Here is a 15,497-nt window from a genome sequence, read left to right as displayed (position 1 = left end):
GGTTCAGCCAGGCAGATTCCCCGACACCATGGGGATTCCGGCCTTGATCACGTCGCACGCCTTGGTCTTGTCCGACAGCTGCCCGCTGACGATCTGGATCGAGGCGGTGTCCGAAACCGAGAGCCCGGCCGCGCAGATCACGCCGCCGGAATCGTTGAAGTTCGGGAACAGCGACCACTTCCGGCCGTTCGCGTCGATCTGCTCGGTCGGCGCGACCTCCATGCCGGGCCAGCGTTTCAGCGGCACGTCCGGGCCGACCCAGACCTCGAACGGCTTCTGCCCGCCGTCGCCGTCGGTGTCTTTCCACAGGCAGTAGGTCACGTTCGGCGAGATGACCTTGGAGCTGTCCAGTTCGCCGTTCGGCACCATCTTCAGCTGCTGCGCCTGCTCCGGCTTCAGCAGCTGACACGGGTTGACCGACGCGAGCGGCCCGGTCGGCGCAGTGCCCTCCGGCGGGGTGCTCGGCGTGATCGGCGGCGCGGGCTGCCCGCCCGGCAGATGCGCGGCCGCCTGCGGGACGACCTTCTTCGCGCGCTCGCACGCCTGCGCGTCGTCCGGATAGGACACGCTCACGAAGGCGAACGACTTGGGCCCGAGCGTCGTGTACAGATCGCAGCTGCCGCCCATGAACCCGGCGTAACGCGTCCACGGGAACCCGCCGAGCTGCACCGGGTCGGCCTTCTTGATGGCGCCCTGGAGGTAGTCGTCGAGGCTCAGGTCCACCGACCAGCCGACGGACATGACCACCGTGTGCTCGGTGTCCGTCGCGGTCCACAAGCACATCGCGGGCGCGCGCTGTGCCTTGCTGGCCTTAACCGACCTGCCCTGCGGTTTGTAGCCAAGCCCGGCGAGCTGCTTCGCGTCGAGCAGCGCGCAGGGATCGACAACCGGCGTGACCGGCCCCTGCCCCGGCACCGGCGAAGCCACGCCGCTCACCTGCTGCGTGCACCCGGCGAGCAGCATCGCGGCCGCCGCCATCGCGACCGCCGCACCTTTGAACCTCATCGGCTGTTTCCTCCTCCGCACCCGCATCGCACCCTACTGACCAGTGCGGTTCCGCACCTGCGGAACGGGGAGGAACAACCCGGCGAGCGCGGACGCCACCACGACCACCATGGCGGCGGCGGTCGCGAGCACCGCGAAAGCCAGCGCATAGTCCACTGTGGCGCCTTCGCGAAGCTCAGCGCTTGACCGGCTCCAGCACCTCAAGCCCGCCCAGGAACGGACGCAGCGCCACCGGCACCCGGACCGAACCGTCGGGCTGCTGGTGGTTCTCCACGATCGCGACGATCCAGCGCGTGGTCGCCAGCGTGCCGTTCAGCGTGGCGGCCGTCTGCGGTTTGCCGTTGTCGTCGCGGTAGCGGACCGACAGCCGGCGGGCCTGGAACGTGGTGCAGTTGGACGTCGACGTCAGCTCGCGGTAGGTCTCCTGCGTCGGGACCCACGCCTCGCAGTCGTACTTGCGGTAGGCGGACGTGCCGAGGTCGCCGGTCGCGGTGTCGATGACCCGGTACGGGACCTCGATCGCGGCGAGCATGTCCTCTTCCCAGCCCAGCAGCCGCTCGTGCTCGGACTCGGCGTCCTCCGGCTTGGCGAAGACGAACATCTCGACCTTGTCGAACTGGTGCACGCGGATGATGCCGCGGGTGTCCTTGCCGTACGACCCGGCCTCGCGGCGGTAGCAGGACGACCAGCCGGCGTAGCGGCGCGGACCGGCGCCGAGGTCGAGGATCTCGTCCGAGTGGTAGCCCGCGAGCGGGACCTCCGACGTGCCCACGAGGTACAGGTCGTCGTCGCGCAGCCGGTACACCTCCGACGAGTGCGCGCCGAGGAAGCCGGTGCCGGCCATGATCTCCGGGCGGACCAGCGACGGCGTGATCATCGGCGTGAAGCCGTTCGCCATCGAGCGCGCCACGGCCATGTTCAGCAGCGCGAGCTGCAGCTGCGCGCCGACGCCGGACAGGAAGTAGAACCGCGAGCCCGACACCTTCGCGCCGCGCTCCATGTCGAGCGCGCCGAGGCCTTCCATCAGGTCGAGGTGATCGCGCGGGGTGAAGTCGAACGACGGCACCTCACCGACGGTCTTCAGCACCGCGAAGTCGTCCTCGCCGCCGATCGGCGCGTCCGGGTGCACCAGGTTCGGCAGGACGCGGAACAGCTTGTCGAACTCCTCCGAGGCCTCGTTCTGCTCGACCTCAGCGGCCTTGACCTGCGCCGACAGGTCCTTGGCACGGGCGAGCAGCTCCGGGCGCTCCTCGGCGGAGGCCTTCGGCACCTGCTTGGACACGGACTTCTGCTCGGCCCGCAGCTTGTCGGCGGTGGCGATCGCAGAGCGGCGGCGCTGATCGAGGTCGAGCAGTTTGTCGACCACTCCCTCGTCCTCGCCACGGGCACGCTGCGACGCGCGCACGGCTTCCGGGTCTTCGCGCAGAGTCCTGGGGTCAATCACGCACAGAAGGGTAGTCGCAGGCCAGCCACGACTTCGACGCGGTTTCCCGTACACACTGTGCGGCGCTCCGAAGACAACCCGACAGTCTGATCGTTGTCGCCCGTTTCCCGCGCTCCCCATACTCGCTAGAACCCGGAGCGGAGGGAACTCACATGACCGACGACCTGCTCTCGCGCCACCGCGCGGTGCTCCCGTCCTGGATGTCCCTGCTGTACGACGAGCCGATCGAAATCGTGCACGCGCGGGATCGCCGGCTCACCGATTCCACCGGCCGCACCTACCTCGACTTCTTCGCCGGCGTGCTCACCAACGCCATGGGTTACGACATCTCCGAGATCAGCGACGCGGTCCGCAAGCAGCTGGACACCGGCGTCCTGCACACCTCGACGCTGTACCTGATCCGCTCGCAGGTGGAGCTGGCCGAGCGGATCGCGCGGCGCTCCGGCATCCCGGACGCCAAGGTGTTCTTCACCAACTCCGGCAGCGAGGCCAACGACACCGCGCTGATGCTCGCCACCCAGTACCGCCGCAGCAACCAGGTGCTGGCGATGCGGAACTCCTACCACGGCCGGTCGTTCGGAACGGTCGCGATCACCGGCAACCGCGGCTGGTCCGCGTCGTCGCTGAGCCCGATCAAGGTCAACTACGTCCACGGTGGCTACCGCTACCGCAGCCCCTTCCGGGACCTGCCCGACGCGGCCTACATCGACGCCTGCGTCGCCGATCTGGTGGAACTGCTGGAAACCGCCACCGCGGGCGACGTGGCCTGCCTGATCGCGGAGCCGATCCAGGGCGTCGGCGGCTTCAGCTCCCCGCCGGACGGCCTGTTCAAGGCGATGAAGGAGGTCCTGGACGAACACGGCATCCTGTTCGTCTCCGACGAGGTCCAGACCGGCTGGGGCCGCACCGGCGACCACTACTGGGGCATCCAGGCCCACGACGTCGTCCCGGACATGATGACCTTCGCCAAGGGACTGGGAAACGGCCTGGCGGTAGGGGGCGTGGTCGCCCGGGGCGACGTCCTGGATTGCTTCAAGGCCGAGTCGTTCTCCACCTTCGGCGGCAATCCGGTGTCCATGCAGGGCGCGCTGGCCGTCCTGGACTACATCGACTCCCACGACCTGCAGGCGAACTGCAAAGCCCGAGGCGACCAGCTGATGCGCGGCCTGCGCGCGGCGAACAGCCCCTTCGTCGGCGAGGTACGCGGCAAGGGCTTGATGATCGGCGTCGAACTCGTCGAACCCGGCACCGCAACGCCGAATACCGCCGCCGCCAAACAAATGCTGGAAGAAACCAAAAACCGCGGCCTGCTCATCGGAAAAGGCGGGCTGCACAAAAACGTCCTTCGCATCGGCCCGCCGATGACACTCACCGAGGCCGAAGCTGCCGAGGGTCTGCAGATCCTGCTCGACGCCCTGGCCACGCTCTCCTGACCGTTCGCTCCGGCGATTTTGTCGTACCCCGGTGCGAAGATCCGTGCTCGTGAACACCGAACAGTTCTGGGCCCTGATCGACGAGGCACGCCGCCAGGCCTCCGCACCGGAGGACGGCTACGAAGTAGCCGAACAAGCCTGCGCCCTGCTCGCCACGCGTCCGCGGGAGGAGATCGTGGCCGCCCAGCAGATCGTCTGGGACCTGCTGGCCGACTCCTGCCGCGGCCCGCTGTGGGCAGCCGCCTACCTGGCCAACGGCGGCTGCTCCGACGACGGCTTCGACTACTTCCGCGGCTGGCTGGTCCTGCAAGGCCGGGAGGTCTTCGAGCGGATCGTGGCCGCCCCGGACGAGCTGGCCGAGCTGCCCGCGGCGCGCGAGGCCGCCGTGGACGGCGAAGAACTGGAGTGCGAGGCCACCCTGGGCATCGCGTCGAGCGCGCACATCGACGCGACCGGAGAGGAGCTCCCCGCCGACTCGTTCACCATCCGGTACCCGCCGCTCGACCCCGACTGGGAGTTCGATTACGAGGACGCCGACGAGATGCGGCGCAGGCTGCCACGGCTGGCCGCGGCCTACTTGAACTGACCCCCGCGACTGCCGTGCGGGAACTCCGCCCGCACGGCAGTGAGTCAGCGCCGGACGAAGCGAGCCACGTGCTCGGCGAGCGTCTCCCCCGCGTCCTCCTGCAAGAAATGCCCAGCCCCGGCAATCGTCGGATGGTCCAGACCAGCAGCCCCGCGCATGGACCGCCGCAAAATCGGCCCCATCGCCCCGGTAATCGGATCCCCATCCGAAAACGCGCACAGGAACGGCACATCCAGCTCGCTCAACACCGCCCAAGCCGCCCGATTGGCCTCCGAAGCCGGATCATCCGGCCGCGTAGGAACCAGCCCAGGCATAGCCCGCGGACCAGCCTTGTACATCTCATTCGGGAACGGCGCGTCATAAGCCGCCCGGATCTCCTCCGCCAGCGGCGTCCGACACCCAGCCTGCACACACCGCCCGACGTCCAGGATCTGCGCGCCCTCCACCGCCTCCCGGAACTTGTGCCACACCGGAGGCATGTCCACCTCCCCGGTCGGCAAGCCGGTATTGGCCGCGACCACCCCGGCGAACCGCCCCGGGTTCTCGGCCACCAGCCGCAGCCCGATCAGCCCGCCCCAGTCCTGCCCCACGACCGTGACGTCGTTCAGCCCCAGCACGTCGAACGAGAACCGGCGCATCCACTCCACGTGCCGCGCGTAACTGTGGTCGACGATCTCCGCGGGCTTGTCCGACCGGCCGAACCCGACCAGGTCCGGCGCGATCGCGCGCAGCCCGGCGTCGGCGAGCACCGGAAGCATCTTCCGGTAGAGGAACGACCAGCTCGGCTCCCCGTGGAGCAGCAGAACCGGCGGCCCGTCCGCGGGCCCGGCCTCGACGTAGCCGACTCTGATCAGCCCGCCGTCCGGGTCGGACAGGTCGGTGTACTGAGGTTCGAAGGCGAAATCGGGCAGGTCCGCAAACCGGTCTTCCGGCGTCCTGAGGAGTCGCACGGTTCCCACGTTAGTGGGAACGGGACCGCGCGGCAGTGCGCGAACGCTACGAAATCGCCACCGCGACGACCAGTCCGAGCCCGAGGTGCGCCGCCGCGACGACGATGCTCGCCGGAGCGAACTTCTCGCTCTGGATCGTGGACCCGACGTCGATCCGGGTCGCCCACTCCAGCAGCCGCACCGCCAGCACCTGGACGACGACCCCGATCAGGCCGTAGACCAGCGACGTGATCAGCCCGGCGGTCAGATCGCTCGCGGAGCTGTAGATCGCCACGACCACGATGAACGCCATCGACAGCAGCCCGGACGCGGTCACGATCACCGCGTTCGGCAGCCCGCGGGTGACCAGCTTCGACAGCTTGCCCGGCGTGGTGAAGTCGATCGCGTAGAAGCCGGCGAACATCAGCAGCAGGCCGACGATGCCGTACAGCAGGATCGCGCCGATACCGCGCACGAGGTCGGAGCCGAACGTTGCGGGCAGCGCGAGCGTCGTGGTCACGGGGTCTCCCTGGATGGCCAATTCGCACCGGTTGAATCGGACATCCAGGGTTGTATCACGACTCCGGGATCCGGTGCGGCACAAACGCCGCGCCGTCGTCGGTGACCAAACCGCTGGTCTCGCGGATGCCCAGCCCCGCCGACTGATCGCCGACGATCCACGCGCCGAGCGCGGGCCGGTAGCCGTCGAACTCCGGCAGCGGATCGAACGCCTGGTAGACGTAGCCTTCCGCGCCGTAGACGCCGTCCGTCTGCGTCTCGTACCCAGTGGCCACGATCTGCACGTTCGCGCCCTCGCGGCCGAGCTTCGGCTTGCGCACGTACTCGGTGAGCAGGCCGGGGTCGTCAGCGAACGCGGGCAGCAGGTTCGGATGCCCGGGGTAGTTCTCCCACAGCACCGCGAGCAGCGTCTTGTTCGACAGCAGCATCTTCCACAGCGGTTCGACCCACAGCGTGCGCGGCATGGTCTCCACCGCGAACTTGCCGAACTCCTCGTCGACCACCCATTCCCACGGGTACAGCTTCACCACCGTGGACATCTGCGCCTCGGCGAGGTCGACGAACCGCTTGAGCACCGGGTCCCAGCCGATCTCCTCGATCGCGAGCCCGACCGTGTCGAGCCCGGCCTCGGCCGCGGTCTCCTGCAGATACGCCGTGGTCACGTGGTCTTCGCCGCTCGGATCGGCCGCGGACCAGGTGAAGTGCAGTTCGTTCGACGGCAGCTTGCCGCCGAGCTCCGCCCAGCGCTCCACCAGCTTCTCGTGGATGGAGTTCCACTGGTCGTCTTCCGGGAAGACGTCGGTCTTCCAGTGCCACTGCAGCAGCGACGCCTCCAGCAGCGTGGTCGGCGTGTCCGCGTTGTACTCCAGCAGCTTGGCCGGCGATTTGCCGTCGTAGCGCAGGTCGAAGCGGCCGTAGACGTGCGGGTCCTGGCGCTTCCACGACTCCGCGATGTGCGGCCACACCCACTCCGGGATGCCGAAGCGGTGGTACTGCTCGGTGGTCACGACGTTGTCGACGGCCTCCAGGCACATCGAATGCAGCAACTCGACATCCGCCTCGAGCGAGAGCACCTCGTCCATGTCGAAGACGTAGTGCACCGATTCGTCCCAGTACGGTCGCGGTTTGCCGGTGCCGTCGCGCGCCGGGGTGCCGTAGACCAGGCCCTGCTCTTCGACGATCCGCTGCCAGTCGCGGCGCGGTTCCCGCCGGTCCCGATACACCTACGAGCCTCCGCTCTTGCCGGTCCCGCCGGTGCCTCCGGAGGTGCCGCTCTTGCCGCTGATGCCGAACCCGCCGCGCTGGACGCTGGAGCCCGACTTGGTCGAAACGTTGGTGTTGCCCGACGGCGCGGTGAAGCTGCCGCCGGAGACGTGCTGCCCGATGCCGCCGCTGCCGCCGTAGTTGTAGCGGTACTGGGTGTACCCGCCGCCGCCGGGAATCGGGATGAACCAGAACCCGCCGCTGTAGTGCCCGTGGTTGGCGACCGCGTAGCTCTCGTCGCAGTACTTGTCGTCCTGGATGACCCCGTTGTTGTCGGTGCAGACCGCGGTGACCTCGGCGGGCTTCGCGATCGTGTAGAACGTCGCGACCAGCCCGACGAGACCGACGGTGACCCCGCTGCCGATCAGGATCTTGCGTTTCGTGGATGCCTTCGCATCGGCCGTCACCTGCGCCGCGAGGGCTTCCTGCCGTTCGCGTTCCTGGTCGGCGATGGCCTGTTTGCGGGCCCGTTGTTCGGCCACCGAGGGCTGCCGCGGTTGCGTGTTCGCGTCCTGGAAACGCATCGAACCCGGCTTCGTCGGCTCCTCGGGCGGCTGCACGCCGCTGTTGTCGTCCTGCGTCATGTGCGCTCCGTAATCCCCCAGCACTGCAAACCCCGGTTCCACCCTAATCGACCCAGCACACGCGCGGTTCATGCGGCGCGGGCATCATGGGTATCGATGTCTCAACGCTCGGAGCGGTTCCCTTCGCGTATGCAGACCCTGACCACCCGCGTGGTGATGGCCGGGGTGTTCTTCGGCGCGGTCATCGCGCTGGCCTTGAGCGTCGCCTTCTCCTGGACCGACACGCTCGCCGGCGGCGCGGGCGGCGGCGAGGGCAAGCTCACCGAGGCCGCCCAGCAGGCGTTCCACTCTCCGCCGGGCACCTGTCTGACCTGGAACGCCAAGGACGCCTCGGACGCGCACCAGGTGCCGTGCGCGCAGCCGCACCTGTTCGAGGTCACCACCGTGGTCGACATCGGCGCGAAGTTCCCGCAGCAGGCTCCGTTCCCGAGCCTCGACCAGTGGCAGGACATCGCGCAGCAGCAGTGCAACAGCGACGTGCGGCCCTACCTCGGCCATCCGCTCGACCCGTACGGCAAGCTCACCACCAACCTGCTGCGGCCCACGTCGGCGCAGTGGTCCGGCGGCGACCGCCAGCTGCGCTGCGGCCTGCAGTTCGCCGGTCCGGGCGGCGGCCTGCAGCCCACCACCGGCGCGGCGAAGACCCAGGACCAGTCGATGGTGTGGGCCCCGGGCACCTGCCTCGCGCTGGTCGGCAAGGGCGTCGGCGACCCGGTCGACTGCGGCAAGCCGCACTCCTACGAAATGATCGCGACCCTCGACCTCGCCTCGCACTTCAAGGACGGCTACCCGAAGCTCGACGACCAGAAGTCCTGGCTCGACACCGAGTGCAACAAGGCCGCGAAGGACTACACCGGCAGCGCCGACCTGTCCTCGAAGAAGCTCACGCTGGGCTGGGACTCGCGCGAGCAGGAGAGCTGGGACGCCGGGTCCACCAAGGTCAACTGCAAGGTCGCGGCCACGCTGCAGGACGGCAGCGGGTTCCAGGCGGTCACCGGCAGCGTGAAGAGCGGATCGTCCGGGTCGTCCAGCCAGCAGCAGAGCCCGCCGCCCAGTTCCGGCGGAGGCAACTAGCCGTGCCGGTCGAGATGAGCCAGGCCCGGTTCGAGGAACTCGTGGCCGACGCGCTCGACCAGGTGCCCGCCGAGTTCGCCGCGGCGATGGACAACGTCGTGGTGCTGGTCGAGGAGTTCAACGAGGAAGCACCGGACATCCTCGGCCTCTACCACGGCATCGCGCTCACCGAGCGCACCAGCCACTACAGCGGTGCGCTGCCGGACCGGATCTCGATCTACCGCGAGCCGATCCTCGACATCTGCGACACCGAGGACGACGTCGTCGAGGAAGTGCTGATCACCGTCATGCACGAACTCGGCCATCATTTCGGCATCGACGACGAGCGGCTGCACGAACTCGGCTGGGGCTGATTCCGGCGGAATCCCGCCGCCTCTCCGCCCTTCCCCGATCATCTTCGCGTCGCCACCACGGAAACCACTGAAGGTCACCAATGCGTCACGTAACGCGGCTGACCTCTTTAGACTGCCCTGATCAGGCAGTTTCCTTTTCTCGTGAGGTGGTTCGTGTCGGATCGGGAGACGGACGGCCGGCTGCGCTGGCTGCTCGCTTCGAGCGGCACGTCGAACCTCGCCGACGGCATCGCCAAGGTCGCTTTTCCGCTGCTGGCCACCACGTTGACCCGCGATCCGGTCGAGATCGCCGCGCTGTCGGCGGTGCAGTTCCTGCCGTGGCTGCTGTTCGCCGTCCCGGCGGGCACGCTCGTCGACCGGATCGACCGCAGGAAGGCGATGATCGCCGCGAACGCGGTGCGGGCGCTGGTGGTCGCCGGGGTCACCGCGCTGCTCGCGTTCGGTTCGGTGGAGATCTGGACGATCTACGTCGCGTCGCTGCTCGTGGGCATCGCGGAGACGGTCGCGGAGAGCGCGGCGAACGTGCTGCCGCCCGCGCTGGTCGAGGCGGACCGGCTGGAGAGCGCCAACAGCAAGCTGCAGGCGTGCGAGATCGTCGGCCAGACGTTCCTCGGCGGCCCGGTCGGCAGCGCCACCTTCGCGATGTTCGCGGTCTTCCCGTTCCTGCTCTCGTCGGTCGGGTTCGCGGCCGGTGCCGCGGTGCTGCTGGGCATGGCGGGCAGCTACCGGCCGCGGCAGGAGACCAAGTCGCGTATCCGGGCGGATTTCGCGGACGGCTTCCGGTGGCTGCGGCGGCATTCGCTGCTGCTACGACTGCTCGCGATCGCCGGTCTGCTCAGCCTGCTCAGTGAGCTGGCCCAGGCGCAGCTGGTGCTGTACGCGCTGGAAGACCTGCATTTGTCCGACGCCACCTTCGGCGCTTTCGCGTTCGTCGGCGGTGCCGGTGGCCTGCTCGGAGCCGGGCTGACGCCGCGGCTGGCCCGGCACATCGGACGGCGGGCGGTCCTGGTCGGCGGGGTGTTGTTCTGCGCGCTCGGCTTCGGCGGCATGGGTCTGGTGCGCCAGCCAGTGGGGTCCGCAGTGCTGTTCGGCGTCTTCGCGGCGGCGGTGGTGGCGGTGAACGTGGTGCTCGCGACCGCGCGCCACACTCTCGTGCCGGGCGAACTGCTCGGCCGCGTGCTCGGGGTCTGGCGCACCGTCGTCTGGGGCGCGATCCCGCTCGGCGCGCTGCTCGGCGGATTGCTCACGAAGCTGCTCGGTTCGGCAGGCGACACCTTCACCGCTTCCGGCGTTCTGCTGCTGTTCGTGACCGCTTACGCACTGTTCGCGCTGCGCGGACGCCCGCTCGATGACAAAACGGCCTCGACCGGGGACGGAGACCGTTCGCAGCAGTGATCCGGCGCGGTTTTGGTGCTGAAATAACACCTCACCCCGGCCGCCGGAGGTATGCGATGACTGCACTCGACACTCCGCCGCTGCCGGACGACGACCGCGACACCGACCTCGAGCCGCCGCCTTCCGCCGCCCGCCGGCCGCTCGTCCTCGCCGCCGTCGCCGGGTTCGTGCTCGGCGGCTGCGTGCTCGGGCTGCTGTGGGGGCTGTCCGGCCAGCGCGCCGGAGCGAATGTCGACGCCGCCGCCGCGTGTGCCGCGTTCGCTCGCGCCGGGCACATCCCGGACACCACAGGCGGCGTCGACGCGGCGCAGTTCACCCGGATGTCCGACGATTCGGTGCACCGCGTCACCGGCGCGATGGAGCTGGCCAAGGCGGCGGCGACCTTCGACGGCAACTACCAGCCGCTGGCCAAAAGCCTCGACGCGGTGAACAAGATGGTGCTCACCAGCCGCTTCGACAACCGCGACGGGCAAGCCGCGGTCGTCCAGGCGGAACAACTCTGCGCGCGGGGTTGACCCCGCGCGCGGAGCGATCCCGTCAGGCCTTGTGCGTCAGGCCTTGTGCGTCAGGCCTTGTGCACGGTCTTCACGCCGAGCTGCTTGCCCGGGATCTTCGTGCCCGCGCAGCCGGTGCCCTCGAGCGGCACGAACTTCGACGCCGTCTCCTGGGGCAGGTACACGCGCAGGCCCTTGACCGGAGTCGGCTTGCAGACGGCGGGGTCGAAGTTGAGCGCCTGCGCGAGCTGCAGGTCCGCCGCGGCGGACTGGCCGGGAGCCAGCTTCACCGGCGCGCCCTTGGCGCCGTCGCGCTCGGCGGGTTGCCCGATCTGCGCCCCGTTTTCGCCGCCGACGTAGGACACGCCAGGGAAGCCCTGGATGGTGCACGGCTTGCCGCTGGTGTTCTTGATCAGCAGCGGCCGGTACTCCGAACCCGCGCCGGCGTCGCCGCCGCCCAGCGACAGGGACACGTCGCCCGCCTTGCACAGGCCGTTGTCAGCGGGCGGCTTCTCGGCCGGAGCCGAGCCGCCGCTGGGCGCGGACGACGAGGAAGAAGGGGCCGACGACGCGGCGGACGACGCCGACGACATCGGGCTGTTCGAAGGGGTGTCCGAACTCGCCGGGCCGCTCGCGGCGGGAGCGCCCTGACCGCACGCGGAAAGCAGCAGCGCCCCCGACGCGCCCACTGCGGACAGGAAGACCAGGGAAAACCACGGTTTCTTCGTGTTTGCCATCTCACTCGCCTCGCTGTGCTGGTGAACGCCGAACTGGGTGGAACCTCTTCCGGAGGACGTGCCAGGTCCGGACGGGGTTGCTCCGCGTCCGGTGAGTTCCCCACCGGACGCGGGTTCACTCAGCGTTTCCCCGCACGAGTGATCAACCGCTCACGAAAGGCGGGTGTCCACCCACCGCAAGCACTCCCATCCGTGTTCCCGGGCTTCCAGCTCGACGAACTTCGTATTCGGGATCAGGGCCTCGTTCGCCAGCTCGGCGGGCACGTTCGAGGCCAGCCACTCCCCGGCGAGCCGGATCGCGCCGCCGTGGCTGACCAGCACGACCACCCCGTCCGGCGACGTTTCCTCGTGCTTCGCCCGCAGCTCGTCGGCCGCGCCGACCATCCGGTCGCGCACCTGTGTGCCGGTCTCGCCGCCGGGGATCGAGACCTCCAGGTCGCCTTCCGTCCACGCCTTCACCACGCGCAGGTAGATGCCGATCGAGTCCAGGTCGGTGTTGCCCTCGAGGTCACCGGCGTCGACCTCCTTGACGCCCTCGATCACCTGCACGTCGAACCCGAACGCCTCGGCCAGCGGCGCCGCGGTCTGCTGCGCGCGCACCGCCTCCGACGCGTACACCGCCACGATCGGCTCGTCTTTCAGCGTCGCGGCGAGCGCCGCGGCCTGCTCGCGGCCGAGTTCGGTGAGCGGCGGACCAGGCAACGCGGTGTCCAGCGCGCGGCGGACGTTCCCCTCCGTCTGTCCATGCCGGACCAGCAGCAACCTCATGCCGTCGCCTCCTTGACGAGTTTCACGCTGGCAATCCTGGAGCCGACGACATGAATAGCAATGATTCGCTTGCAAGCTGCGCTCATGCGCCTTTTCCCTTCAGAACCGCGTCGACCCACGCTTGCGCGTCGAGGAAATCCTGGTTCCCCGCGCCTTCCTCGATCGTCGCGGCGACCTCGTCCGCCCGCGGGTACGAACCGAGAAAGCGCAGGTGAGAGCGTCGGCGCAGGGCTGCCATCGCGTCGATGATCCGCGGTTCGGCGACGTGGCCCTCGAAGTCGATGAAGAACCGGTACTCGCCGAAGTTGCTGCGCGTCGGCCGGGCGTCGATCCGGGTCAGGTTGATCCCGCGACCGGCCAGCTCCACCAGCAGGTCGGACAGCGTCCCGGTGCGGTTGACCGCGGCCGCGACGATCGACGTGCGGTCGGCTCCGGTGGGCGCGGGCAACTCGCCCGGACGGCGCACCATCAGAAACCGGGTCTGCGCGTCGCGGACGTCGGCGACGCCGGTCGCCAGCTCCTCCAGCGGGTAGTGCTCGATCGCGACCGGCGCGGACACCGCCGCGTCGAAATCGCCCTCGACCACGCCGACCGCAGCCGCCGCGGTGGACGACGAGGCAACCGGAGTGGCGTCCGGCAAGTTCGCCTCCAGCCACTCGCGCACCTGGGCGAGCGCGTGCGGATGGCTCGCGACGGTGCGGATTTCGCCGCTGCCCGGCCGTTTGAGCACGCTGAAGTGGATGGGCAGGATCGTCTCGGCCGTGGCGACGAGCGGGTCCCCGTCGCTGAGCCCGTCGAGCGTCGCGGGGACGACGCCCTCGACGGAGTTCTCGATGGGCACGCACGCGGCGTCCGCGGCACCGTCGCGGACGGCCTGCAGCGCCAGCCGGACGGTCTCGTAGGGGGTCAGGTCCTCGCCCGGCGCGAGCGCGCGGGCGGCCTGCTCGGTGAACGTGCCCTGAGGGCCGAAATACGCGATCCGCAACACGAGAGTCAGGCTAGCGACCGCGCGCGTGGCGCTTTTCACTCGGACAGCCGGTGGCTAAACCGGTTACGCCGGGTGGCGTTTTTTGCCATGCTGGAACGGTGACCGCCGACTCAGGCACACACGCCGGGCACGGGGAAGCCGTTTCGCCGGATCCTCCCCGAACGCCGGAATTGGTGCTGTGCGCCGTCGATGAACCGTTGGCCGCGGCGTGGACCTCCGCCGTGGCGGGCCTCGGCGGCTCCGTCCGGGTGCACCGCGGTTCGGTGCTCGACATCGCCGCGCAGGCGGTGGTCAGCCCGGCCAACTCCTACGGCTGGATGCGCGGCGGGATCGACGCGGCCTACTCCCGCGCGTTCCCCGGCATCGAGCAGAGCGTGCGCAGCGCGGTACTGGCCTCTTACGGCGGTGAGCTGCCGATCGGCGAGTCGGTGATCGTGCCGACCGGCGAGCCCGAACCGGCGTGGCTGATCAGCGCGCCGACCATGCGCGAGCCCGGCGAACGGCTGCCCGCCGACACCGTCCACCCGTATCTCGCGGCGCGCGCGGTCTTCCTGCAGTGGCAGCGCGGACAGCTGGATTCCGGCCCGGTCGCCTCGGCGGTCCGGACGATCGCGATGCCCGGTCTCGGCACCGGCGTCGGCGGCGTGGCCCCGGCTGCCTGCGCCCGGCAGGTAGCCGCGGCGTGGCAGGAAGTCTTCGGGGCCAACGGTCACCTTCGGTGATCGAATCCCCGCCTGCTCAGGGGTGCGTGCATCACATCACAGCGCGTTCACGCGCGGTAAGCCCTACCGTTGATACGGCGTTACGGAAGTAGCCCAGTACGGAGCCAGCGCAGGCGACGGCCGAGGAGTGTGCGATGCCCACACGGGTCCGTGAACTCAGCCCTTATGTAGAGCTGCATCGGGAACAGTGGCGGGAGCTGCGCAGCTCCACTCCGCTGCCGCTGACCGCGGACGAGCTGGTCCGGCTCCGCGGGCTCGGGGAGCAGATCGATCTCGCCGAGGTCGCCGACGTGTATCTGCCGCTTTCGCGGCTGATCAACCTCCAGGTGAAGGCCCGGCAACAGCTGTACGAGGCCACCACCACGTTCCTCGGCGAGGACTGTCGCAACACCAAAGCCCCGTTCGTGATCGGCGTCGCGGGCAGTGTCGCGGTCGGCAAGTCGACCACCGCCCGGATCCTGCGCACGCTTCTCGCCCGCTGGCCCGACCACCCGCGCGTCGACCTCGTGACGACCGACGGGTTCCTCTACTCGCGCGACGAGCTGACCCGGCGCGGGATCATGCACCGCAAGGGTTTCCCGGAAAGCTACGACCGGCGCGCGCTGCTGCGGTTCGTCACCGAGGTGAAGTCCGGGGCCGAGCGGGTGTCCGCGCCGGTGTACTCGCACCTGGCCTACGACATCCTCCCGGACCAGGAGCAGGTCGTGGAACGGCCGGACATCCTCATCATCGAGGGATTGAACGTCCTGCAGCCCGGCCCGAGCCTGACCGTTTCGGACTTGTTCGACTTCTCGATTTACGTCGACGCGCACATCGACGACATCGAGCATTGGTATGTCGAGCGGTTCCTGAAGCTGCGGCACACCGCGTTCGCCGACCCCGCGTCGCACTTCCACCACTTCGCCGGCCTGGACGACGACGAGGCCCGCGAAGAAGCGCGGCACCTCTGGCGCACCATCAACGAGCCGAATCTGATGGAGAACATCAAGCCGACCCGGCCGCGCGCGACGCTCGTGCTCCGCAAGGACGCCGACCACGCGATCAACCGTGTTCGACTGCGAAAGCTCTGAGTTCACCCACACGCGTCTCACCGGTCTCGTTCTGCACAAAGGTCGGATAATTGACCGATCGGCCAGCGTCTTCGTAACCACTTGGCCGATACCCGCGGCCCCGGTCCCGAGCGACCCTGAAGTCAGCAGGATG

At 69.2% G+C, this 15,497-nt stretch carries 18 protein-coding genes; 8 read left to right on the top strand and 10 right to left on the bottom strand.

Going from position 1 to position 15,497, the window contains the following annotated elements:
- Positions 1–3: 3 nt before the first annotated feature.
- From ACZ7SW_RS03665 to serS, 3 genes are read right to left on the bottom strand one after another with little or no spacing between them, the layout of a single operon-like run.
- Positions 4–1,005, bottom strand: coding sequence for a DUF3558 family protein (locus ACZ7SW_RS03665; RefSeq protein ID WP_470228843.1), 1,002 nt, complete (start codon positions 1,003–1,005; stop codon positions 4–6).
- A 33-nt stretch (positions 1,006–1,038) separates the two neighbouring features.
- Positions 1,039–1,161 (bottom strand): hypothetical protein, encoded by a 123-nt coding sequence (locus ACZ7SW_RS03660; protein WP_470228842.1) that lies wholly within the window; start codon positions 1,159–1,161, stop codon positions 1,039–1,041.
- Between the two features lie 19 nt (positions 1,162–1,180).
- A complete protein-coding gene (gene serS, locus ACZ7SW_RS03655; protein WP_470228841.1) occupies positions 1,181–2,449 on the bottom strand; it encodes a serine--tRNA ligase in 1,269 nt (422 codons plus the stop codon).
- 152 nt (positions 2,450–2,601) lie between these two features.
- On the opposite strand from serS, the gene ACZ7SW_RS03650 reads away from it, so the two are divergent.
- Entirely contained in the window at positions 2,602–3,882 is a 1,281-nt protein-coding gene (locus ACZ7SW_RS03650) for an aspartate aminotransferase family protein (protein ID WP_470228840.1), read from the top strand.
- Between the two features lie 49 nt (positions 3,883–3,931).
- Entirely contained in the window at positions 3,932–4,468 is a 537-nt protein-coding gene (locus tag ACZ7SW_RS03645; protein ID WP_470228839.1) for a DUF4240 domain-containing protein, read from the top strand.
- Between the two features lie 44 nt (positions 4,469–4,512).
- On the opposite strand, the gene ACZ7SW_RS03640 is transcribed toward ACZ7SW_RS03645, so the two are convergent.
- Genes ACZ7SW_RS03640 through ACZ7SW_RS03625 form a run of 4 tightly spaced genes read right to left on the bottom strand, consistent with a single transcriptional unit; the run spans position 4,513 to position 7,763 of the window.
- Positions 4,513–5,427, bottom strand: a complete 915-nt coding sequence (locus ACZ7SW_RS03640) for a haloalkane dehalogenase (RefSeq protein WP_470228838.1) — start codon at positions 5,425–5,427, stop codon at positions 4,513–4,515.
- Positions 5,428–5,464: 37 nt separating this feature from the next.
- Positions 5,465–5,917, bottom strand: coding sequence for a DUF350 domain-containing protein (locus ACZ7SW_RS03635; protein ID WP_470228837.1), 453 nt, complete (start codon positions 5,915–5,917; stop codon positions 5,465–5,467).
- A gap of 55 nt (positions 5,918–5,972) precedes the next feature.
- A complete protein-coding gene (locus ACZ7SW_RS03630) occupies positions 5,973–7,139 on the bottom strand; it encodes a glutathionylspermidine synthase family protein (RefSeq protein ID WP_470228836.1) in 1,167 nt (388 codons plus the stop codon).
- Positions 7,140–7,763, bottom strand: coding sequence for a hypothetical protein (locus ACZ7SW_RS03625; protein WP_470228835.1), 624 nt, complete (start codon positions 7,761–7,763; stop codon positions 7,140–7,142).
- A 96-nt stretch (positions 7,764–7,859) separates the two neighbouring features.
- On the opposite strand from ACZ7SW_RS03625, the gene ACZ7SW_RS03620 reads away from it, so the two are divergent.
- From ACZ7SW_RS03620 to ACZ7SW_RS03605, 4 genes are all read left to right on the top strand, one after another.
- Positions 7,860–8,837 carry a septum formation family protein gene (locus ACZ7SW_RS03620; RefSeq protein WP_470228834.1) on the top strand — a complete coding sequence of 326 codons (978 nt, stop codon included), beginning with the start codon at positions 7,860–7,862 and terminating at the stop codon, positions 8,835–8,837.
- Between the two features lie 2 nt (positions 8,838–8,839).
- A complete protein-coding gene (locus tag ACZ7SW_RS03615) occupies positions 8,840–9,190 on the top strand; it encodes a metallopeptidase family protein (RefSeq protein WP_344281862.1) in 351 nt (116 codons plus the stop codon).
- Between the two features lie 153 nt (positions 9,191–9,343).
- The gene (locus ACZ7SW_RS03610; RefSeq protein WP_470228833.1) at positions 9,344–10,585 is read left to right on the top strand and encodes an MFS transporter; all 1,242 of its coding nucleotides are present in this window, start codon (positions 9,344–9,346) and stop codon (positions 10,583–10,585) included.
- Between the two features lie 56 nt (positions 10,586–10,641).
- Positions 10,642–11,100, top strand: coding sequence for a hypothetical protein (locus ACZ7SW_RS03605; protein ID WP_470228832.1), 459 nt, complete (start codon positions 10,642–10,644; stop codon positions 11,098–11,100).
- Positions 11,101–11,150: 50 nt separating this feature from the next.
- On the opposite strand, the gene ACZ7SW_RS03600 is transcribed toward ACZ7SW_RS03605, so the two are convergent.
- The 3 genes from ACZ7SW_RS03600 to pheA form a co-directional block, all read right to left on the bottom strand.
- A complete protein-coding gene (locus ACZ7SW_RS03600; RefSeq protein ID WP_470228831.1) occupies positions 11,151–11,816 on the bottom strand; it encodes a DUF4232 domain-containing protein in 666 nt (221 codons plus the stop codon).
- A 150-nt stretch (positions 11,817–11,966) separates the two neighbouring features.
- The gene (locus ACZ7SW_RS03595; RefSeq protein ID WP_470228830.1) at positions 11,967–12,584 is read right to left on the bottom strand and encodes a histidine phosphatase family protein; all 618 of its coding nucleotides are present in this window, start codon (positions 12,582–12,584) and stop codon (positions 11,967–11,969) included.
- An 82-nt stretch (positions 12,585–12,666) separates the two neighbouring features.
- A complete protein-coding gene (gene pheA / locus ACZ7SW_RS03590) occupies positions 12,667–13,572 on the bottom strand; it encodes a prephenate dehydratase (protein WP_470228829.1) in 906 nt (301 codons plus the stop codon).
- Positions 13,573–13,670: 98 nt separating this feature from the next.
- On the opposite strand from pheA, the gene ACZ7SW_RS03585 reads away from it, so the two are divergent.
- Both ACZ7SW_RS03585 and coaA read left to right on the top strand, forming a co-directional pair.
- Positions 13,671–14,294, top strand: coding sequence for a macro domain-containing protein (locus ACZ7SW_RS03585; protein WP_470228828.1), 624 nt, complete (start codon positions 13,671–13,673; stop codon positions 14,292–14,294).
- A gap of 134 nt (positions 14,295–14,428) precedes the next feature.
- Positions 14,429–15,364: a type I pantothenate kinase gene (gene coaA / locus ACZ7SW_RS03580; RefSeq protein WP_370932613.1), complete on the top strand. Its 936-nt coding sequence runs from the start codon at positions 14,429–14,431 to the stop codon at positions 15,362–15,364.
- Positions 15,365–15,497: the final 133 nt, after the last annotated feature.

The sequence above is a fragment of the Amycolatopsis sp. NPDC114484 genome, from assembly GCF_055633755.1.
This window is presented reverse-complemented; position numbering and strand designations above follow the sequence as displayed.